General features: G+C 62.1%; 20 protein-coding genes and 1 pseudogene. 8 read left to right on the top strand and 13 right to left on the bottom strand.

Annotated features, from left to right (window positions below):
• The first annotated feature begins 17 nt into the window (after nucleotides 1–17).
• Entirely contained in the window at nucleotides 18–1,454 is a 1,437-nt protein-coding gene (aldA, locus tag KSS97_RS17245) for an aldehyde dehydrogenase (RefSeq protein WP_030141720.1), read from the top strand.
• 54 nt (nucleotides 1,455–1,508) lie between these two features.
• Here the strand turns inward: aldA and KSS97_RS17240 are convergent, their stop codons facing one another.
• From KSS97_RS17240 to KSS97_RS28540, 7 genes are all read right to left on the bottom strand, one after another.
• On the bottom strand, nucleotides 1,509–3,452 hold the full coding sequence (locus tag KSS97_RS17240; protein ID WP_217859730.1) for a sigma-54-dependent Fis family transcriptional regulator: 1,944 nt from the start codon (nucleotides 3,450–3,452) through the stop codon (nucleotides 1,509–1,511).
• Nucleotides 3,453–3,737: 285 nt separating this feature from the next.
• Nucleotides 3,738–4,679: an alpha/beta hydrolase gene (locus KSS97_RS17235; protein ID WP_217862047.1), complete on the bottom strand. Its 942-nt coding sequence runs from the start codon at nucleotides 4,677–4,679 to the stop codon at nucleotides 3,738–3,740.
• A 60-nt stretch (nucleotides 4,680–4,739) separates the two neighbouring features.
• Entirely contained in the window at nucleotides 4,740–5,762 is a 1,023-nt protein-coding gene (locus tag KSS97_RS17230; protein WP_030141717.1) for a transketolase family protein, read from the bottom strand.
• A complete protein-coding gene (locus tag KSS97_RS17225) occupies nucleotides 5,759–6,607 on the bottom strand; it encodes a transketolase (protein ID WP_030141716.1) in 849 nt (282 codons plus the stop codon). The genes KSS97_RS17230 and KSS97_RS17225 overlap by 4 nt, the downstream gene beginning before the upstream one ends.
• A gap of 17 nt (nucleotides 6,608–6,624) precedes the next feature.
• Nucleotides 6,625–7,923, bottom strand: coding sequence for an MFS transporter (locus tag KSS97_RS17220; protein WP_030141715.1), 1,299 nt, complete (start codon nucleotides 7,921–7,923; stop codon nucleotides 6,625–6,627).
• A gap of 99 nt (nucleotides 7,924–8,022) precedes the next feature.
• Nucleotides 8,023–8,772: an SDR family NAD(P)-dependent oxidoreductase gene (locus KSS97_RS17215; protein WP_030141714.1), complete on the bottom strand. Its 750-nt coding sequence runs from the start codon at nucleotides 8,770–8,772 to the stop codon at nucleotides 8,023–8,025.
• Nucleotides 8,773–8,794: 22 nt separating this feature from the next.
• A complete protein-coding gene (locus tag KSS97_RS28540; RefSeq protein WP_264081977.1) occupies nucleotides 8,795–8,923 on the bottom strand; it encodes a hypothetical protein in 129 nt (42 codons plus the stop codon).
• A gap of 44 nt (nucleotides 8,924–8,967) precedes the next feature.
• On the opposite strand from KSS97_RS28540, the gene KSS97_RS17210 reads away from it, so the two are divergent.
• Complete coding sequence (locus tag KSS97_RS17210; protein ID WP_030141713.1) at nucleotides 8,968–9,885, top strand: LysR substrate-binding domain-containing protein; 918 nt, start codon at nucleotides 8,968–8,970, stop codon at nucleotides 9,883–9,885.
• A 37-nt stretch (nucleotides 9,886–9,922) separates the two neighbouring features.
• On the opposite strand, the gene KSS97_RS28390 is transcribed toward KSS97_RS17210, so the two are convergent.
• From KSS97_RS28390 to KSS97_RS17190, 3 genes are read right to left on the bottom strand one after another with little or no spacing between them, the layout of a single operon-like run.
• Nucleotides 9,923–10,816: an SLC13 family permease gene (locus tag KSS97_RS28390; RefSeq protein ID WP_225936051.1), complete on the bottom strand. Its 894-nt coding sequence runs from the start codon at nucleotides 10,814–10,816 to the stop codon at nucleotides 9,923–9,925.
• Between the two features lie 51 nt (nucleotides 10,817–10,867).
• Nucleotides 10,868–11,596 (bottom strand): ABC transporter substrate-binding protein, encoded by a 729-nt coding sequence (locus KSS97_RS17195; protein WP_217859729.1) that lies wholly within the window; start codon nucleotides 11,594–11,596, stop codon nucleotides 10,868–10,870.
• Nucleotide 11,597: 1 nt separating this feature from the next.
• A complete protein-coding gene (locus tag KSS97_RS17190; protein WP_198795838.1) occupies nucleotides 11,598–12,644 on the bottom strand; it encodes an Ldh family oxidoreductase in 1,047 nt (348 codons plus the stop codon).
• 94 nt (nucleotides 12,645–12,738) lie between these two features.
• Here KSS97_RS17190 and KSS97_RS17185 point away from each other — a divergent pair, with 94 nt between their 5' ends.
• Nucleotides 12,739–13,626, top strand: coding sequence for a LysR family transcriptional regulator (locus KSS97_RS17185; protein WP_030141688.1), 888 nt, complete (start codon nucleotides 12,739–12,741; stop codon nucleotides 13,624–13,626).
• On the opposite strand, the gene KSS97_RS28385 is transcribed toward KSS97_RS17185, so the two are convergent.
• Nucleotides 13,532–13,858, bottom strand: a complete 327-nt coding sequence (locus tag KSS97_RS28385; protein ID WP_225936050.1) for a winged helix-turn-helix transcriptional regulator — start codon at nucleotides 13,856–13,858, stop codon at nucleotides 13,532–13,534. The two genes, KSS97_RS17185 and KSS97_RS28385, sit on opposite strands and share 95 nt — an antisense overlap.
• On the opposite strand from KSS97_RS28385, the pseudogene KSS97_RS17175 reads away from it, so the two are divergent.
• Nucleotides 13,854–14,195, top strand: a pseudogene (locus tag KSS97_RS17175) (SDR family NAD(P)-dependent oxidoreductase); the annotation flags it as partial. The gene KSS97_RS28385 and the pseudogene KSS97_RS17175 overlap by 5 nt on opposite strands.
• Before the next feature lie 72 nt (nucleotides 14,196–14,267).
• Complete coding sequence (locus KSS97_RS17170) at nucleotides 14,268–14,717, top strand: NADPH-dependent F420 reductase (protein ID WP_225936049.1); 450 nt, start codon at nucleotides 14,268–14,270, stop codon at nucleotides 14,715–14,717.
• Between the two features lie 238 nt (nucleotides 14,718–14,955).
• Here KSS97_RS17170 and KSS97_RS17165 read toward each other — a convergent pair whose 3' ends face one another.
• Nucleotides 14,956–16,113: an alpha/beta hydrolase family protein gene (locus KSS97_RS17165; protein ID WP_198795839.1), complete on the bottom strand. Its 1,158-nt coding sequence runs from the start codon at nucleotides 16,111–16,113 to the stop codon at nucleotides 14,956–14,958.
• 216 nt (nucleotides 16,114–16,329) lie between these two features.
• The gene (locus KSS97_RS17160; protein WP_030141685.1) at nucleotides 16,330–17,241 is read right to left on the bottom strand and encodes a LysR family transcriptional regulator; all 912 of its coding nucleotides are present in this window, start codon (nucleotides 17,239–17,241) and stop codon (nucleotides 16,330–16,332) included.
• A gap of 319 nt (nucleotides 17,242–17,560) precedes the next feature.
• On the opposite strand from KSS97_RS17160, the gene KSS97_RS17155 reads away from it, so the two are divergent.
• The 3 genes from KSS97_RS17155 to KSS97_RS17145 all read left to right on the top strand — a co-directional run bounded on the left by KSS97_RS17155 (nucleotide 17,561) and on the right by KSS97_RS17145 (nucleotide 20,744).
• Complete coding sequence (locus tag KSS97_RS17155) at nucleotides 17,561–18,499, top strand: VOC family protein (RefSeq protein WP_030141684.1); 939 nt, start codon at nucleotides 17,561–17,563, stop codon at nucleotides 18,497–18,499.
• 15 nt (nucleotides 18,500–18,514) lie between these two features.
• On the top strand, nucleotides 18,515–18,880 hold the full coding sequence (locus KSS97_RS17150; RefSeq protein ID WP_030141683.1) for a Rieske (2Fe-2S) protein: 366 nt from the start codon (nucleotides 18,515–18,517) through the stop codon (nucleotides 18,878–18,880).
• 184 nt (nucleotides 18,881–19,064) lie between these two features.
• The gene (locus KSS97_RS17145) at nucleotides 19,065–20,744 is read left to right on the top strand and encodes a DUF1302 domain-containing protein (protein ID WP_030141682.1); all 1,680 of its coding nucleotides are present in this window, start codon (nucleotides 19,065–19,067) and stop codon (nucleotides 20,742–20,744) included.
• The last annotated feature ends 1 nt before the right edge of the window (nucleotide 20,745 follow it).

The raw sequence follows: 20,745 nt of genomic DNA, 5'->3' as shown, positions 1-20,745 counted from the left end.
ACCGCGAGAGCAAGCACATGACCGAGATCATCAATTACCAGAACTTCATCGCCAACGCCTTCATTCCCAGCGACCCAAGCATTGAGGTGCACAACCCGGCCAACGGCGCTTTACTGGCGCGGGTGCCCGAAGCCAGCGGCGAGCAAGTCGAAGCGGCGATTGCCGCAGCGCGCAAGGCGCAAAAAAGCTGGGCCGCCCGCCCGGCCATCGAGCGCGCCGGCTACCTGCGCAAAATCGCCAGCAAAGTGCGCGACAACGCCGAACGACTCGCCCATATCATCACCGCCGAGCAAGGCAAAGTGCTGGGATTGGCGCGGGTGGAAGTCAACTTCACCGCCGATTACCTGGACTACATGGCCGAGTGGGCACGGCGCCTTGAGGGCGAGGTGCTGACCAGCGACCGCGCTGGCGAAAGCATATTCCTGCTGCGCAAGCCCCTGGGTGTGGTGGCCGGTATCCTGCCGTGGAATTTTCCGTTCTTCCTGATCGCTCGCAAGATGGCGCCGGCGCTGGTGACCGGTAATACCATTGTGATCAAGCCCAGCGAAGAAACGCCCATCAACTGCTTCGAGTTTGCCCGTCTGGTGGCCGAGACCGACCTGCCGGCCGGGGTGTTCAATGTCGTCAGCGGCACGGGGGCGACCGTGGGGCATAACCTGACCCGCCATGCCGGCATCGACTTGATCAGCTTCACCGGCAGCGTCGGCACCGGCTCGCGGATCATGGCCGCGGCGGCGCCGAACATCACCAAGCTCAACCTGGAACTCGGCGGCAAGGCGCCGGCCATCGTGCTGGCGGACGCCGACCTGGACCTCGCGGTCAAGGCGATCACGGCTTCGCGGGTGATCAACACCGGGCAAGTCTGCAACTGCGCCGAGCGGGTGTATGTCGAGCGCAAGGTCGCCGATCAGTTCATCGAGCAGATCGCCGCCGCGATGGCCGCGACCCGCTACGGCGACCCGTTGGCCGAGGACAATCTGGACATGGGGCCGCTGATCAACCAGGCGGCGCTGGACAAGGTTGCGCGGATGGTCACCATTGCCAAGGAGCAGGGGGCTGAAGTGGTCACGGGCGGCGCGGTGGCCGACAAGGGCCAGGGCTTCCATTACCAGCCGACGGTGCTGGCTGGGTGTGGTGGCGAGATGGCGATCATGCGCCAGGAGATCTTCGGCCCGGTGCTGCCGATCCAGATTGTCGAAGGCCTGGACGAAGCCATCGCCCTGGCCAATGACAGCGAGTACGGCCTGACGTCATCGATCTACACCCGCAGCCTGAGTGCCGCCATGCGCGCGAGCAACGAGCTGGATTTCGGCGAAACCTACATCAATCGAGAGAACTTCGAAGCGATGCAGGGCTTCCATGCCGGGGCGCGCAAGTCCGGCATTGGCGGCGCGGACGGCAAGCACGGCTTGTATGAGTACACCCATACCCACGTGGTTTACATCCAAGTGTGATCTGGCGAGAAAAATGCCGGCACCCGCAAGGGCGCCGGCATTTTTCTGGGCGTATCAGAACTGGTCGTTGGGCGCGACGACGCCATGCTTTTTCATCTTGCGGTACAGCGTGGAGCGGGAGATGCCCAGGTCGGTAGCGGCGGCACTGATGTTCCAGCGATGCTGGCGCAGGGTTGCCAGCAGGCGACGGGACTCTTCGTCGCCCAGCTGTTCGCCCAAGCTGACGGCCAACGGTGTGGTGTTGGCGGACAGTGACAGGCGCTGTGGCGCCAGCACTTCGCTGGGCAAGCAGTCCAGGTCGATAACGCCGTTTTCAGCCAGGGCCACCGCGTAGCGCAGGCTATTGAGGAGTTGGCGGATATTGCCGGGCCAGTGGTAGTCGAGCAGGCACTGACGGGCATCCGCTTTCAGTCGTAGCGCGCGGGTTTCGTCCTGTGCCGCGAGCAGTTGCTCGATCAGCGCGGCGCGGTCACTGCGTTCGCGCAAGGCGGGCAGCGCCAGGTTCATGCCGGCGAGCCGATAGAACAGATCTTCGCGAAAGCGCTTCTCGCCGATCATCGTGGGCAGGTCCTGGTGAGTCGCCGAGATCACCTGGATGTCCAGCGCCACCGGCACTTCAGCCCCCAGCGGCGCGATTTCCCGCTCCGCCAGCACCCTTAGCAAGCGGGTTTGCAAATGGGCGGGCATGTCGCCAATTTCATCGAGAAACAGCGTGCCGCCATTCGCCAGTTCCAACTTGCCCTTCATGCCTTTTCGGTTCGCGCCGGTAAAGCTGCCGGCGCGATAGCCGAACAGCTCGCTCTCGATCAGGGTCTCCGGAATGGCTGCGCAATTGAGTGCGACGAAAGGCCCAGCGCGACGAAGGCTGGCGTGGTGGATCGCGCGGGCAAAGGCTTCCTTGCCGGTGCCGGTCTCGCCGGTAATCAAAATCGGGATGCCTTTGTCGATCACCTTGCGCACCCGGTGGACGCTCTGTTGCAGTTGGGGGTCGAGGCCGGCGAGTTGTTGCAGGTCCGGGTGTGCGTCAGGGGCAGGGCGGGCGACGGGGCGGGGGCGGTGCTGTTGAGACGGGATCCGCAGGCCGACCTCCAGCAACGCCTCATCCCGCAGACCACGCAAACGCACGCCTTGGGCGCCACCGTTGGTGAGTTTGAGCAGCTCGTCCACCGTGGTTGGCAGCAGGCGATCGATGACGGTGCCCAGCAGTGCCGGACCCTCAGCCAAGTCCAGGGCGACAAAGGCGGCACGGTTGGCGCCGATGATGCGACCGCTTTCATCAAGCGCCAGTAACTGTTCGTTGGCCAAGTCGGCGATTTCATCGAGGGGCTTGAGGGACAAGGTCAAGCGGTCGCGGTAGCTCTGGCGGAAATGTGCATTTTCGATCAGGCGCGCATACATGATCACCAGTTGCAGCGTCAGGTATTGGCTTTCCCGAGGGCCTGCGCTGTTCATGCAGGTCGCGTTCAGGCAGCCGCGCAGCAGGCCCTGTGCATCGAAAATGGGCGCTACCGAACAGCTCAGGCCGAAATTGGACGCCAGGAAATGCTCCTCCCGATGAATGATCAATGGCTGCGCGGCAGCCAGCGTTGTGCCAATGCCATTGGTGCCCACCACCGATTCCTCCCACTGCGCACCCACCACCAGCCCTGATTGCGTATAGATGTCGGGCTGGTCGGGCAGCCGGGAGTCCAGGGTGATGCCGCGCTCGTCGCTCAGCAGCACGGCAAAGCCGGCGGGCACCACGCGCCGGGCCAGACCGCTGACGCCCTGGCTGGCGATGGAAAGATACTGCTGGTGTTGTTCCTGATGACGCCGGATATCCTCGGCGCTGAGGATGTTCTTGCGGCTCGCCGCACCGGGATCGAGCCGGTGCTCCACGACGCTGCGGTACCAGGACTGGGCGATGACGCCATCGGGCTTCAGGCCGCGTCCGGAAAAATGGTCGTTGACGAAGGCCGCCAGTTCGCTGGGGATCGGCTGCGCGCTGTGCAGGGTCATGAAAGGCTCCCATCGGGCGTGACGCCCGCGCAGGGCTTTCACGGCAATCTTGTTATTAGGCTCTGTACGAAATGTATCCGCACTCACCCATACTGCGTTGAAACGGGGCTCGGAATGCTCATGTACTCCAGTACACTCCGCTTCCTCGCCCCGTTTCGCCTTGTCTGGCTTTCGCGCGAACACATTTCGTACAGACCCTAGGGGATGGTCTGCGTTGCAGATATCTACCATAGACGCTGGCGCGCAAGTTTTCACCGTTGGATTGCAGGTCCGGATCCCGCTTCGTCACTTCCTCAAAAATACTTTCAACGCCCGAACGATGTCGCAGGTCGATTGATCCGCGATGCGCCCTGGCACCTGGTCAAACATATGGGGCGCGCCAGGATAGACGTGAAGCTCCAGGGCGACCCCAGCGCGAGACAGCCTCATCGCAAAATCGACGTCTTCCTCGAGAAACAGATCTTGCGCACCGACCGCGATGAACGTCGGCGGCAGGTTGCAAAGGTCTGGTTGCAGGGCCGGTGAAAACAGGCCGACACGATCATCGTCCAGGGCGTAGCCTCCGCGCAGGCACTGCCAGCAGAACTGATTGGGCTCCGGCAGCCAACTGAACGTGGCTGTTTTCCTGCTCGGGTAGGGGGATTGTGCTGAGCCTGTGCGGTGATCGAGCATCGGGTACATGAGCGCCTGGCCGGCCAGCGAAAACCGGCCTTTGTCGCGGACCATGATGGCCAATGCGGCGGCAAGCGCGCCACCGGCGCTATGGCCCATGATTGCAACGCGCCAGGAATCCAGGCCCAGGTCCTGACTGTTTTCGAACAGCCAGGCGAGGGCGCTGTAACAGTCATCGAGGGGGGCAGGAAAAGGATGTTCGGGCGCCAGTCGATAATCCACCGCAACGATGAGGGCCCCCAACTCGTCGGCCAGGTCCGCCAGGAGGTCATCGGCCATCTCGGGCTTTCCGAGTACGAAGCCACCGCCATGGATGGACAGGATCGCCGGAAGCTTCGCATCTGGCGCGAGGCCTTTCGGCCGGTAGAGGCACAGGCGCAAATGCTCGGCATCGGCGCCAGGAATCCAGCACACTTCACATCGCACGTGGTGCTCGGGTTTGAAGGTCGAATGAACTCGGGCGCGGATGGCCGGCAGCGTGCTCAGCGACCATTGTTCCGCGCCCGAGGCCACAAGACCGCTGAACGCGGGATCGAGCCAATCATCAGGCATCAGGTTTCGCTCCCTTTTGCTTGGAACCGCCGGGTACCTGTTGCCGGTACCCGGCGCTTGCCCTTAAAGCCAGGCTTTGATTTGCGCGCAAACGGCCTGGGTGGAAATACCGTAGCGATCATGCAGCGTCGGCAGCGCGCCCGCGTCGAGGAAGGCGTCTGGCAACGCGATTTGCCTGAATGTCGGGGTCACGCCATTGCGCAACAGGACCCCGGCAACCGCTTCGCCCAGCCCGCCGATGATGGAGCTGTTTTCCGCGGTCACCACCAGTCGCCCTGGCTTTCTGGCCTCGGCGAGCAGGGTGTGTTCGTCCAGCGGCTTGATGGTCGGCATGTGCAGGACCGCGACATCGACGCCGTCGGCCTGCAGTTGCTTGGCGGCTTCCAAGGCACGCATCGTCATCAACCCGGTGGAAATGATCAGCACATCATTGCCGGTACGCAGGGTCTTGGCCTTGCCGATCTCGAACGTGTAGCCGTATTCGTCCAGCACCAAGGGCACGTTACCGCGCAGCAAACGCATGTAGACCGGGCCTTGGTGGGCGGCGATGGCCGGTACAGCCTGCTCGATTTCCAACGCGTCACAGGGGTCGACGATCATCAGGTTGGGCATGGCGCGGAAGATCGCCAGGTCGTCCGTGGCCTGGTGGCTCGGACCGTAACCGGTGGTGAGGCCTGGCAAGCCACAGACGATCTTGACGTTGAGGTTCTCCTCGGCGATCGCCATGCAAATGAAGTCGTAGGCCCGACGGGAAGCGAACACCGCGTAGGTCGTGGCAAACGGCACGAAACCTTCCCGGGCCATGCCCGCCGCGGCGCTCATCAGCAACTGCTCGGCCATGCCCATCTGGTAGAAACGATCCGGATGGGCCTTGGCGAAGATGTGCAAGTCGGTGTATTTGGACAGGTCGGCGGACAGGCCGACGATGTCCGGGCGCTGGTCCGCCAATGCGGCCAGCGCATGGCCGAATGGTGCTGTTTTCGTCGCCTGTCCTTCGGCGGCAATCGAGGCGATCATCGCTGAGGTGGTCAAGCGTTTCTTGCCCGGCTGGCCCATCGCATTCGGTGTGTTGGCGGCGTTGCTCATGAGTGTTTTCCTTCTTCAAGGTTGTTCAGCGCCAGGTCCCACTCGTGTTCTTCGACGCGGATGAAATGGGTCTTCTCGCGGTTTTCCAGGAACGGCACACCCTTGCCCATGCGTGTATCGCAGATGATCACCCGGGGCTGGCTGGAAGGGTGGTTACGCGCCGCATCGAATGCCGTCACCAGGGCATCCAGGTCGTTGCCGTCGACGCGTTGAGTGAACCAGCCAAAGGCTTGCCAGCGGTCAACGATCGGCTCGAACGAAAGGATTTCGCTGGAGTAGCCATCGGCCTGCTGGTTGTTGACGTCGACGATGGCAATCAGGTTGTCGAGCTTCCAGTGCGACGCCGACATCACGGCTTCCCAGGTCGAGCCTTCGTTCAATTCACCGTCCGACAGCAGGTTGTAGATGAAGGCGGGCGAGCCTTTGCGCTTCAGGCCCAGGCAGGCACCTACGGCGATGCCCAGGCCTTGGCCGAGGGAGCCTCCGGTGATTTCCATGCCCGGCGTGTACGTCGCCATGCCCGACATGGGCAGCCGGCTGTCGTCCGCGCCATAGGTTTCCAGCTCATCGAGGGGAACGATCCGGGCCTCGATCAAGGCCGCGTACAACGCGATCGCGTAATGGCCGATGGAGAGATAGAAGCGATCACGTTGCTCCCACTCAGGGTCTTCAGGCCGATGGTTCATGGCGTGGAAGTACGCGACTGCCAGCAGGTCGGCGGCGCCCAGGGCTTGGCCGACGTAGCCTTGTCCCTGGACCTGACCCATGCGCAGTGCATGACGACGGATATTGTGGGCGCGGTCGGCCAGGGACGTGGATGAAGCAGATGAAAGCGAGCGAGTCATGGTGGAACTCCGGTGACTTAACGATTGACCAGGGCGGCGGGAATGCGCAGCACCAGCAAGGCGCCGCCCAGCAGTACGCCGGTGATCAGGTACATGCCGATGGCGCTGGAACCGGTCTGCGTGGTGATCCAGCCAATCAGGTAGGGCGAGCAGAAGCCGGCAAGGTTGGCGAAGCTGTTGACCGCCGCGATGCCTGCGGCGGCGGATACCCCGCCGAGCAAGGTCGTGGGCAGCATCCAGAACATCGAGGACGCAGAGAGGATGCCGGACGCCGCCAGGCACAGGCTCAGGATGGACAGCAGGATGTTGCCCCCCAGCAGTGCGGCGAGCGTCAGCCCGATGGCACCGGCGATCATCGGTGCGATCAGGTGCCAGCGCCGCTCGCGATGCTTATCGCCGCTGCGACCGATCAACAACATGGCCGCAATGGCGCAGAGGTAGGGCAGGCTGGTCAGGAAACCGATGTGCAGCGGATCGGAAACCCCGGCGTTGCGCACCAGCGTCGGCAGCCAGAAGGTGATGGCGTACTGGCCCATGACCACGCAGAAATAAATCCCGGCCAGCAGCCACAGGCGGCGGTCACGGACGAACTCGCCCACCGAGGCATGGGTGACCTTCTGCTGGTTGTCCTCGGCCAGTTCACGGCTGACCAGGGCCTTCTCTTCATCGTCCAGCCAATGGGCCTGATGCACGCCGTCTTTGAGATAACTCAGCACCAACAGCCCGACGACAACGGTGGGAATGGCTTCGAGCACGAACATCCACTGCCATCCGGCCCAGCCGTGCACGCCGGCGAAATGGTTCATGATCCAGCCGGAGAGCGGGCCGCCCACCATGCCCGACAAGGGGATGGCGATGAACCAGAGCACGGTCATGCGCGCACGCCGATAGGACGGGAACCAGTAGGTGAGATAAAGCAGCAATCCGGGGGCCAGTCCTGCTTCGGCGACCCCGAGCAAAAAACGCAGGGCATAGAACTGCCAGGCAGTTTCGACGAAGGCGAACAGCGCGGAAATGATGCCCCAGGTGATCATGATCCGCGCGATCCAGACGCGAGCGCCGACCTTGTGCAAGATGACGTTGCTGGGGACTTCGCAGAGGAAATAGCCGATGAAAAACATGCCCGCGCCGAGCCCGTAGACGGTTTCGCTGAGCGCCAGGTCGTTCATCATTTGCAGCTTGGCGAAACCGACGTTGACCCGATCCAGATAGGCGCACAAATAGCACAGCATCAGGAAAGGCATCAGCCGCCAGGCCGTTTTCCGGTAGGCATTGGAACGCACGGTCGAAACCGCTTCGAGCGACAAAGTAGTCATGATGGCCTGATCTCTTGTTTTTATTGACCGCCAGGCAAACAGCCCGGCTGGGGTCTTCGATCCAGAACCGCACGGGCCGCGATGGCCCGCCCAGATGCATCAGTGAATCAGCATGCCGCCGTTCACATCCAGGGTGATGCCTGTCAGGTAAGACGATAAATCGCTGGCCAGGAACAGGGCGGCGTTGGCGACATCCTGCGCCGCACCCAGGCGACCCAACGGAATGCCGTCGATGATCGCGTGCCGACGCTCATCCTGCATGAGGCCGCCGGTGATGTCGGTGTGGATCAAGCCCGGGGCAATGGAGTTGACCCGCACCTTGTCCGGACCCAACTCGCGCGCCATTGCCTTGGCGAGGCCCAATACGCCGGCCTTGGCGGCGCTATAATGCGGCCCACCAAAGATGCCGCCGCCCCGTTGGGCCGACACCGAAGACATGCAGACGATGCTGCCGCCTTGCTGTTCGCGCATCAGCGGGATCACCGCCTGCGACATGAGCAGGGTGCCGCGCAGGCTGACGTCCAGCACTTTGTCGTAGTCCGATGGGCGGATATCGAGGGTCTTGAGGGGTTGGGTGATGCCGGCGTTGTTGACGAGGATGTCGATTCGGCCGAAATGTTCGACGACCTGGGCGACGGCCCGTTGGACCTGCGATTCATCGGCAACGTTGGCCGCAAGGCCGAGATGGCCTTCGCCCAGGGCGCTGGCGGCATCGCGTGCGGCAGATTCATCCAGGTCGAGAATCACGACGCGGGCGCCGTGCTGTGCGAATGTCGTAGCGGTGGCGCGGCCAATGCCACGGGCGGATGCGGCGCCGGTAATGATCGCGACTTTGCCTTGCAGAAGCATGGAGGGATACCTCGGATTGTTTTTATTGGGTCGATTTGGAAAAAACCGATGACTCAGCTTCTGCTTTGCCTCCCGGCTGAGCAATGCCGTAAAAATCATTCAGCGCTGAAAAAAATTCAGCACTCGGTTGCTTGCGGATGGAAGCTTTCACGGCGAAGCTCAACAATCATTAGAACTATTGTCGAGTGATCTGCCATGCGTACCGACACCGATGCCCCCTTGATTCTTCCACCGCTGAAAGCAATTCAGGCTTTTGAGCAAACGGCCCGGTTCAGCAACGTCGCCAGGGCTGCGGAAGTGTTGGACCTGACGCCCTCTGCGGTCAGTCATCAACTGGCGAAACTCGAAGCCATGATTGGCCGGCAATTGTTCGTCCGCGCCGCTCGAGGGGTAACGCTGACGCCGGTGGGCGAGCAATACCTCAAGGAAGTCTCTGGGGTGCTCCATAGCCTGGCGGTCGCCACCGAGCGCGCGGCCAGCGACGTGAGCCTGGACTGTTTGCGCCTGCACTCGGCGCCCAGCTTCGGGTTGTTGTGGTTGATGCCGAGACTGGAGGCTTTTCGAGCGTCCAACCCGGATATTCAGATCAATCTGTCGTGTTCCTACGAATCGCTGCATTTCAGTCGAGACAAGATCGACGTGGATATCCGCCACGGCACTGCAAACTGGCCCAGTTACGAAGTCCGCACCGTGCAGAACGAAACCTTCGCGGTGCTCGCTTCGCCGAAACTGCTCGCGCAATGCCCGATCCGCAGCGCGTCCGACCTGTTGGATTGCGACCTGGTGCTTTCCGAAGCCACCTTACTCAAATGGCCGCAATGGTTCGCTCAACATGGCCTGGCGCGCCCGGAGAAACCTTACGCCTTGAGCTTCGACCGGTCATACATGTCGCTGGAAGCAGCCAGCCATGGGTTGGGGTTTGCCTTGGAAAGCACGTTGCTGGCGAAGAAATACCTGGCGGCCGGCAGCCTGGTCGAGGTGGCGCCAGAAGCGCTCAGCGCCCCCGTGGCTGCCCACCACCTGGTGTTTCCCAAGGCGCACTCGAGTTTCCCTCGCGTCCGGCGTTTCCTGGAATGGATGGAAAGTGAGCTGGGGCAGGGCTTCGCGTATTGACTGTCGGGAGCAGTTTCGGGCAATGACGAGCGTCGTCTCAATGCCCTTGATTGTTCCTGATCAGGTCATAGGCCCGGCGCACCAGCGGGTTGACGGTATTGGGCCGGATCCACAGGTGATAGGTCACATCCGGCAGCCGTGGCAAGCCATCGTTCTCACCCAGCACGCGCATGTCCGGTCCGAGCATTTCCATGCTGCGGGGCGTGACGCCCAGGCCGGCGCGGGTGGCGGCCTTGATGCCGATCAGGTTCGAGGCCAGGTAGGCCTGGCGCCATGGGATATTCGCGCGTTCGAGCGCTTCCAGGGCATAGCGCCGATAGATGCTCGGCTCATCCACCAGGATCAACGGCAGGGGTTCGCCGGGATTGTGGAGGTACTGCGCCGAACAGATCCACCACACCGGCGAGAAGAACTCGGCGGCGTCCAGCCCGAGCACCGCGATGACCCGAGTGGCCGGCCCGCCCCACGGTGTCATCCCGCCCATCACGCTCAATGAAAGCACGCAGATACTGGCAAGAATCATCGGGTTCATCTGGATGCGTTTATACAGCGGCAGCATCGCTGCGCAGGTGATCATGTAGGTGGTCGTGCCGTCACCATCCAGCGCGGTGGTCAACGAGAGAATGGCCGTGCCGACGGCAATCTTCACCGGATTGCCGTTCACCACACGGAGGATCGTCTTGATCATCGGGTCGAACAGTCCGGCGTCGAACAAGACGCCGAAGAACAGGATCGCGAACAGCAGCAACGCCGCCGAGGGGGCGACCATCTTGATGCCGTCGAGCATCATCTTGTCGGTGGTGAGCGCGAAGCCCGCGATGATCGAAAAGACCACCGGTACGACAATCAGCGCAACGATGGGCGAAAGTCGCTTCGCCATGATCAGGTAGGTAAATACCACGACCATCGATAAGCCAAGGAATGCCAACATGTCAGTTACTCTTGTTTTTATTGGAGAGGGCGCAGGACGTTTGCGTGGTCGTCAGCCGGGGACCGTGGCGCCCACGATGCCGTGGCGCTTGATGGCTTCGGCAACGAAGCCGCTGGCCTTGGCCCGATCGACAAATCGTCGCAAGCATTCGGCGGCGTCCTTGCCATAGGCATGGGGAACGCCCATGGCCTGGCGGATCTCCATGAAACGCCCCGGCAGAAGGCGCAGGCCGGGGAAGCGTGTGGTATCGAACTCAAGCTGTTGCTTCACGCCTGCCGCCACATCGGCCCCCTCGGCCAGGAAGGTATCGACCACGGTGGGTGAAGTCGGCGAGCGGATGATCGTGGCGTGCTTGAGCTCGCGCGTCAGGTACAGGTCATAGGCGCTGCCTTTGCCGACCACCAACGCCAGGCCTGGCTGGTCCACCTGATTGATGCTGCTCAAGTGCGAATCCTCCCTGACCAGGTAGCAGCCTTCGATCAGCACATAGGGTTCGGTGAAGGCCAATTGTTCGGCGCGAAGCGGGTCGATCGCGAAGAAGCCGAAATCGGCGCGGCCCTCGGAAACCGCCGCAACGGATTCCCCCGCGCTTTTGAACACGCGCAGCTCAAGCGGCAGCCCCAGTTCCTCGGCGAAGGCAGCGGCCAGATCGACCGATACACCGACCGCGTTCCCGGCTTCGTCCAGCCGCGCGAGGATGGGATTGCCCACGTTGATCGACGCCCTCAGCACGCCAGTGGGGCTGAAGGCGGTCGCAAGGTTTTTGTTGGATGAAGTCATCTCAGGCCACCCGACTTGCGTATTGATCCAACAGCCGGCGGGTGGCGGCATCCACCGGCACGCCTTCGTGCAAGTAGCGCCGCATCTTCTTCAGTTCGATCTCCCCCGGAACGATGACCGGCGACGCGGGTTCGATGGGGGGGCTTTGGTGAAGGATCGATGCGAAGTCGCGCATGCGTTCCTGCAGCCAGCCAGCGGAGCCAAGGCGTGCGGTATCGATGAGGATGAAAAAGTGCCCCAGGTTCTGCGGCTCATCCGGCGCATCGACCCAGGATTTCACGTGGGTCAGATAGGCCGCGTTCGAAAGCAACCCCGCCAGCAAATCAACCACCAGCGCCAGCCCGTAGCCCTTGTGACCGCCGATGGGTAACAGGAAGCCGTCCAGCGCCGCACGGGGATCGGTGGTGGGCCTGCCGCTGACGTCCGTTGCCCAGTTGTCCGGGATGCTTTCCTGGCGGGCGAGGGCGTTGCGGATCTTCGCCCGCGCGACGACGCTCATGGCCATGTCCAGCATGAAGTGATTGCCATCCGGATTCGGTACGCCGAATCCCAGGGGGCTGTTGCCCAGGCGTGCGTCGCTACCGCCCGAAGGTGCGATCGTAGTGGTCGCGTTGCTGCCGATGATGCTGGCAAAACCTTGCTCGGCCGCGATGTAGGAATAGGGCGAGACGGGGCCGAAATGATTGCTGCCGCGCGCCAGGACCAGGCCGATGCCGAACTGCCGGGCGATCTTCATTCCGGCCTCCAGCGCCGTCATGCCGACCAACGGCCCGACGGCATTGCGCCCATCAACCCGTGCGATGGCGGGGGCAAGCGCCTCTACAGTCGGCTCGGCTGCGGCACTGATGCCGCCGGACTCGAGGCGCTCGCCATAGGACTCGATGCGGCTCAGCCCGTGGGTGGTCAAGCCGAACAAGTCGGCAAGCACCAACACCTGGCAAACCTGTTCGGCGGCTTCTGGCGCAAGCCCCAAGCCCTGGAAGGCAAGACGCCCCAGTTCGCGCAGGTCTTCAAGGGCAACATCAGCGGATTCGTTTTTGTTGTGCATGGAAATGACTCATGGATTCGACTGAGTTGACAGGTTGCCGGGCGCTGATTAAAAAGAGAAATGCAAATAAAAGTTGGATCTATGAGGGAAACGCATGAATTTTGATCTCGCGGATTTACGCGGTTTTCTCGCCGTAGCGGATCTGGGTAGTTTCAGCGCGGCTGCCCAGGCGCTGCATTTGTCGCAATCCGCGCTGTCGCGTCGGGTCGACAAGCTTGAACTGGCCCTGGGCGTGCAGTTGTTCGAGCGCACCACCCGTCGAGTGGAACTCTCCACCATCGGCCGTGGTTTTCTTCCCCGCGCGCGCAATGTGCTGAACGAAGTGGAAAATGCGCTGATTGGTTTTCACGACCTGGCCTACCGGCTTTCCGGGGAAGTCACCATCGCCTGCGTACCCTCGGCGGTGGCGTATTTCCTTCCGGACGTCATCCGTCAATATCACGCCAAATACCCGGGAATCCGGGTACGGGTCATCGATGAGTCGTCGTCTGCGATCCTGACGGTGGTGGCCAGGGGGGAGGCGGATTTTGGCCTGACCTACATCGGCACCCAGGATGCCGATGTGGTGTTCCAGCCGTTGCTGGAGGAATCGTTTGTCGTCGCCTTGCAAGTCGGCCATCCACTGACCGAACGCGAGTCACTGACCTGGGACGACCTGACGACGGTGGACTACATCAGCCTCGCGCAGGGCAGCGGCAATCGTTTCCTCATCGACCAGGCGCTCGCCAACCGCGATATCCGGCCCCGGTCGTTCTGTGAGGTTAAGCATGTTCCGGCGCTGGTCAGCCTGGTAGAGGCGGGGCTGGGCGTGGGTGTGGTGCCCAAGCTGGCCATGCCGGCGGAAGGGCATGCGACCTTGGTCACGCGCCCGCTGACGAATCCCGCAATCAGCCGAACCCTGGGGCTGATATCACGCCGCGGGCGAACACTGTCCCCGGTCGCGCAATTGCTTTTCGACCTGTTGATGGGGATCGGGAAGTAACGACCGCCGCGTCCCTGGAACAGCCGCAGACCAGCGGAGTCAGTGCGTAGTCCACCCGTGGCGGCACTTCCTTGTAGTCGGTCCGTGCCAGGACGCGGTCGGCTTCCAGGTCTTTCAACTGCTGGATCAGCACTTTGTCGCTGACGCCTGGGATCAGCCGCTTGAGTTCGCCGTAGCGCTTCGGACCATTACGCAGAAAAAACAGGACCAGCGGTTTCCACTTGCCGATCATCCTGACCGGCTCCAGCGCCGGCACCACCGGCGCCCCGGCATTCAGCGTCTACAGCGCGAGCAAGGCAGCCGTGCGCAACCTTGCACGGACCTGGGCGGAGGACTTGAAGGGCACCGGTATTCGGGTCAACGTGCTGTCGCCTGGGCCGACGGCGACCGAGCTGGCCAAGGAAGCGTTGGGCGAGGAGGGCATGAAGGTCTTCGCCTCGATGAACCCGCTCCAGCGCATGGCCGATCCGGCAGAAATCGGAGCCGTTGCCGCCTTCCTCGCCTCGGCAGACAGCAGCTTCATGACCGCCAGCGAAGTTGCCGTTGATGGCGGCCTGGCGCAAATCTGATTTTTCGCGCCCGGCCAGTCGCTCCATTCGAAATCCGGAGCCCGCAGGGCGCAGTGACCCGAGGAACCATCCATGAGCTACGCAATTATCGGCTTCGGCAAGATTGGCCAGGCGCTTGCCAAGGCATTCGCCCGAAGCGCCATCGAGGTGTCCGTTGCAACCACGCGTGACCCTGAGAGCTTTGCACCCGAAGCGGCCGCGATCGGCCCGGGGCTCATTCCCAAACGGCTGGCGGAGGCGGTCAACGCGGACGTCCTTTTTTTGGCTGTTCGCTACGAGTCGCACCGGGACGTTGCGAAGGCGCTGCCGAGCTGGGAGGGTAAGACGATTATCGATGTGACCAATGCCTATGGCGTATCCCCTGAAGAACTCGGGGGCTTGCCTTCTTCCAAGGTGGTCGAGCAGGCCTTCACGGGGGGCGCGGCTGGTAAAGGGGTTCAACCATTTGATCGCCACTGTCCTCGAGCAGGATCCGACGGTACAGGGCGGCAGGAGAGTCGTGTTCCTGGCGAGCGACGATGAGCGCGCAGCGGAAGAGGTGGGTGCGCTTGCGGAGAACCTCGGGTTCGCCCCCATCAGGCTGGGTGGGCTTTCGGAAGGAGGAATGCTTGTGCAAGCGCGTGGAAACAGCTGGGGTAAGCTGATCTTCAAGGATTTGATCAAGTTCGACTGATAAGTCGGGCGGGCTGTTCCGATTCGATCAGGCTCAGGCGGACAAAGGACCGCCAGAGCCTGATCCTGGTAGCTCGTCAGACGCCGCTCATGCCGTACGACCACCGAGCACTTCAGCCACCCAGTCGGCAATGTACTGGCCGGCATTGATACTGTTGTCGAAACTCGAATGCTGCACGCCGCCCTCGCGCTCGGTGAAGATTTTCAGTTCGCGTTTCGGGCTGTTGACCAATTGGTCGTAGGTACGATGTGCCCATTTCACCGGGATCTGTGAATCCTTCTCGCCGTGGGTGACCAGGAAGGGCACCTTGATGCGATCCAGGATGCCGTCCAGATGGACCTGCTCGGCGATGGCCATGAACTGGTCCGTGTCTTTGGCGCCCCAGACCCAGGACACATGGGACCAGTAATGCGGCACCGGGAAACTGCCTTCCTTTTCCAGGCGACGCTTCTGCACGTCGCGCCAGTCATGATTGGCGCCCCATACCACACCGCACGCAAAGCGCGGCTCGAAGGCCACGGCGCGCGGGCAGTAATAACCACCGAGCGACACGCCTTCCAGGCCAATGCGTCTGGCGTCGATATCGTCGCGGGTTTCCAGCCAGTCCACCACGCGACTGGCCCAATGTTCGCTGTCAAAACGTGCCGTCAGGTCATGCAGGCGCAGTGCTTCGCCCGTGCCGGGCTGGTCGATGATCAACGACGACACGCCACGTTTCGCCAGCCAGGCGGGGAGGCCGACGCGGTATTTCATTTCCTTGGTGGAATCCAGCCCATTGACCTGCACCAGGATTGGCGCGGGGCCGCTGACGCCTTCGGCACGGACCAGCAGGCCGGAAAGGTGTTTGCCCTCGTAGGGGATTTCCACGCGCTCACAGTTTTCCCGTGACAATTCGATGCCGCGCTGGAAGGTCTGTAGAAATCGCTGGTAAAGCTCCGTGCGGCCCGGCGCACCATGGGCCTGCAGGCGTTCGCAGCTCAGGTAATAAGTGGCGGCGCGGTTGTACTTTTCACCGGCGGATAACATCCGTCCCTTGCCTTCATCTTCTTCTGCCAAGCCGCACAGCTTGTCGGCCATGTTCGCCCAGGTTTCACGGAAAGCCTGGCTGCCGGCGGCATCCGGCTGCCTGGCGGCTTCTTGCAATGGCGCGCACATTTCCTCGATTTCGCCGATGCGGGCGCCCATTTCAATGGCCAGGTCGACGGAAAGGTTCCACACGTAGTTGGTTGGAAAGTAGCGAAACATGATTGTTGTTGTCCTTATGCAAGCAAATGCAGGCGGCCAGGACCGGAGCGAGGATCGCCAGGCCTGACAGTTCGAAGCAGGCTAAGGGGAGGCCAGTTGTTTGGCCAATCGCGAGTCGGGATGGGAGGTATTGCGAACGGCGATGGAGGGGGCGTGCACCATCGGTTTGGGGCCAGGGGCCGCACGCCAACAAAAAGCTCAAGCAGCGGGCGGTCGCTACTGCTCCAGTTCGTTGATGATCTGGCTGATTTTCGCCCGCAGCCAGCGGTGCATCGGATCGCCTTCCATCGTGCGGTGCCAGAGCATGAACTCACGCATCACCGGGATCTTTACCGGTGGTTGCACGATGCGCAGCGGCAGGTAGTTGGCGTAGAGCCTGGCCATTCGCTGGAGCATGGTCGCGATACGCTGGGTGCCGACGATCAGTTGTGGCAGGGTATTGAAGTCGTGGGTCACCACTTCCATGCGGCGGGTGAGGCCGTATTGGCTCATTAGCCATTCTTCGACGCTCAGTTGCCGGTTGCGGCCGAAAATCACGGAGACGTGGCCCATCTCGATGTATTGATCCAGGGTGATGCTGTCGCCCACCAGGGTATTGCCATCCCACACAACGCAAACGTGTTCTTCTTCGAACAGCAACTGCGACGGGTGGCCTTCGATGAGGTAGTGCTCGGGCACGATCATCATGTCCGCTTCGCCGCGCATCAGCAGCTCGGTGGAGGTGTCACCGGGGCCCAGCAGCTCGAAGGTGATGTGCGGGGCTTCCAGGGAAATCTTCTGGATAACCCGGGCGAACAGGACACTGATCAGGTAGTCCGAGGTGATCAAGCGGAAGTGGCGCTTGCTGGTGGCTGGATCGAAGACCGGTTTGGCGGTAATCGAGGACTGGATCGTCAGCAATATTTCACGCACCGGCGCCGCCAGTTCCCGGGCATAGGGCGTGGGTTGCATCTTGCGCCCGACCTGCGCCAGCAGTTCATCTTCGAAATACAGGCGCAGCCTGCCCAGTACACCGCTGGTGGCGGATTGAGTCATGTGCAGGCGTTCGGCGGCGCGGGTGATGTTCTGCTCTTCCAGCAACACATCAAGCGCCACCAGGAGATTGAGATCCAGGTGGTTGAAACGCATGGCGGTCTCGATTCTTGTATTTATTTTGTAAATACATTCCGACCTTCCTATCGCGGCGTCAAGTCCCGCAAGCGGGCGAATCGAGTATCGCCGATTCGATATTCCCCGCCGCTTGTGCGGCGCAGCCAGGTATCGCATTTGCCGATAGGTCGCATCCCGACAAGCGATTAGTCAGTGAATTCCTACCCCTTCAGTATCGGCCCACAGTCGGCCGACCGTGAGGCCTTGCCGACTCCAGGACCCGGCTCGGCAGCGCATAGCCTCCAGCCTTGAGAGCGGGTGCTGGCCTCATGCGAATAATTACAACGGAGTGGTAACCATGAACATCATCGGTCTTGATGCCTTGATTTTTGGCGTCGACGATATTGAAGCCTGTACGCATTGCCTGCGTGACTACGGTCTGCAACCTGTCGATGTCGACAGCGAGGGCGGTCGTTTCGAAGCGCTCGACGGCACGGCGGTGATTATCCGTCGGGCGGATGACGTCCGTTTGCCAGCGGCCATCGGGCCTGCACCCTCGATTCGTGAAACCGTCTATGGCGTGGCCGGCGTGGCGGATCTCGAGGCCATCGCCGATGAGTTGGGGCGCGACCGCCTGGTGACTCGCGGTGCCGATGGTTCCGTGCACAGTGTGGACGACATGGGTTTCGCCATTGGTTTCCAGGTCAGTGTGCGACGCCCGTACAGCGCGCCCGCCGACCTGACCAACGCACCGGGCCATGCTCCCCAGCGTCCGGTCAACCAGCCGGCAGTCAACCCGGACATGCAGGCCCTGCCACGCACATTGTCCCACGTGGTGTATTTCGTGCCGGATGCGGTCAAGGCCGAAGCCTTCTACAAGCGCCTGGGCTTCGTGACCACGGATGCTTTCGTTGGCGCGGGCCCGTTCATGCGTCCGGCCGGTTCCGATGACCATCACTGTCTGTTCATGATCCAGACCCCGCCGCACATGAAGGGCTGCGAGCACTTCACCTTTCACCTGGGCAGCGGCACGGAAGTGCTGCTGGCGGGCCGGCGTTTCGAACAGCAAGGCTGGACCAGTTTCTGGGGCCCGGGCCGCCACCTCTTCGGCTCCAACTGGTTCTGGTATTTCAACAGCCCACTGGGCTGCCATATCGAATATGACGCCGACATGGACAAGCACGACGACGACTGGCAAGCGCGCCAGGCGTCGTTGTCGGCGGATAACTCGCAGCTGTTCCTGTTCACCTCCCGGGAAAAATGGTTCCCGAGCGGTCCGCCGCCGAAGCAGGCCTGAGTGCGGATTTCGTCCATGGGTCATGAAGCGATGGTGCTGTGTCGCCTGGATGAACTGGTCGAAGGGCAGTCCCGCGGGTTCGACCCTCTGGGCACCGGAAAAGACAGCGTGTTTGCCCTGCGCCATGACGGCGAGGTGCGGGTTTATCGCAACCGTTGCCCGCATCTGGAGGTGCGCCTGGAGTACCGCAAGGACCGTTTTCTCAGCGTCGATGGCCGCCAGGTCATCTGTTACGCCCACGGTGCCAGGTTCCTTCCGGACACTGGTTTGTGCGTCTACGGGCCGTGCCTGGGCGAAAGCCTGAGTGCTCTGCAATGGCACGCGGAGGCTGATTGGCTGGTGCTCGAAGCCGGCCAACTGGAGGTGCCTGCGGGGTCATGAATGTATCGCGGTTTCTGATACATCGTATCCCTACATGCGATTAGTCAAACGCCTGCTTTGCCGAGAAAGTGAACACAACCCGGCAGCGAATGCGTGCAAAAACAGTCGGTAGGCCTGGCTGGATTGCGGCACGGTTTTACCAGAAGAACTGACATACAAAAAAAACAATAAGAGGGTTACTTCGATGGCTACTCGCAAGATCGCTGCGTCGCGGCGCGTCCCCTTTACCCTGACCCTTGCTGCGAGCCTGGGACTGGGCGCTTCGGCTGCCCAGGCCTTCCAGATCGACACCGGCAATCCCGACCTCAGCTTGCGTTGGGACAATACGCTGAAGTACAGCGCGGCCTGGCGGCTGAAGGATCCCAGCAGCAAACTCAGCGAGGGCCAGACGGCGCTGAACCAGAATGACGGCGACCATAACTTCGGCAAGGGGCTGATCTCCAATCGCCTGGACATTCTTTCCGAACTGGACATCGGTTTTCACAACTTCGGTGCCCGTCTGAGCGGCGCCGCCTGGTACGACACCGTGTACCAGGACCGCAACGACAACAACGACGCGGCCAGCGCCAACCAACGGTCGGTGGGCTTCGACGAATTCACCCACGACACCCAGCAATTGCACGGTGGCGACGGTGAACTGCTGGACGCCTTTGTCTACTGGAACGGTGAGCTGGCCGACCGTACGTTGTCGGTTCGCGCGGGGCGCCACGGCCTGATCTGGGGCGAGAGCCTGTTCTTCGGCGGCAACGGGATTGCCGGGGCCATGGCGCCGGTGGACGTGGTCAAGGCGCAGTCGGTGCCCAACACGCAGTTCAAGGAAATCACCCGGCCGGTCAACCAGCTCTCCACCGCGTACCAACTGACCGACGATGTGTCATTGGGCGCCTTCTACCAGTTGGAGTGGGAGGCCACCCGCTTGCCGGGCGCCGGCAGTTATTTCTCCACCAGCGATACCATCGGCGATGGCAATGAACGGCTGATCACAGGCGGGCCATTCCCGGATTTCCTGGGCGGCAATGCCAACAGCCCGGCGGCGTTTTTCCATGGCAAGGACAAGAAGGCCAGGAGCTCCGGCCAGGGCGGCCTGCAGCTCAAGTACAACACCGGGACGACGGATTACGGCCTGTACGCGCTGCAGTACCACGAGAAAACCCCGACGTTGTATTTGAAGCCGAATGCCACCGGGCCGAACTTCAGCACCGGGCAGGTCGGCGAATACTCCTGGGTCTACCCGGAAGATATTCGCGTACTGGGGGCCAGCTTCGCGACGTCGGTGAACGAGTACAGCTTTGCCGGCGAAGCGTCGATGCGCTGGAACATGCCGCTGGTCTCCAACGCCCAGACCGTCCTGCCGGGCGTCGACGCGGACAACAACGATGACGCCCTCTACGCCGTCGGCCGCACGGCCCACGTCAACCTCAACGTCCTGGCCTCGCTGGGCCCTTCCTTTGTTTCCAATGAAGCCAGCCTGGTGGGCGAGGTCGCCTGGAACCGCCTGCTGGCCGTGACCAGGAATCGTGCCGCGCTGGACCCCAACGCCACCGATGACGGCCTGGGCTTGAAGCTGGTTTACACACCCACCTATCGCCAGTTCTTCCCAGGCGTGGACCTCAGCGTGCCGGTGGGCATCAGCTATTTCCCCATGGGCAAGTCGGCGGTGATCAGCGGGTTCGGTCCCGATCGGGGAGGGGACATGAACATCGGCGTCTCCGCCACCTACCTGGACCAAGTGACCGTGGGGCTGACCTACACCCACTTCTACGGTCCCGAGGATACCAGCCTCAACGCCGCCAACCAGTTCAACTACAAGCAGTCGCTGAAGGACCGGGATTACCTGGCTTTCTCCGTCAAGACCACGTTTTAAG

The sequence above is a fragment of the Pseudomonas alvandae genome (genome assembly GCF_019141525.1).
Taxonomy (GTDB): Bacteria; Pseudomonadota; Gammaproteobacteria; order Pseudomonadales; family Pseudomonadaceae; genus Aquipseudomonas; species Aquipseudomonas alvandae.
This window is presented reverse-complemented; position numbering and strand designations above follow the sequence as displayed.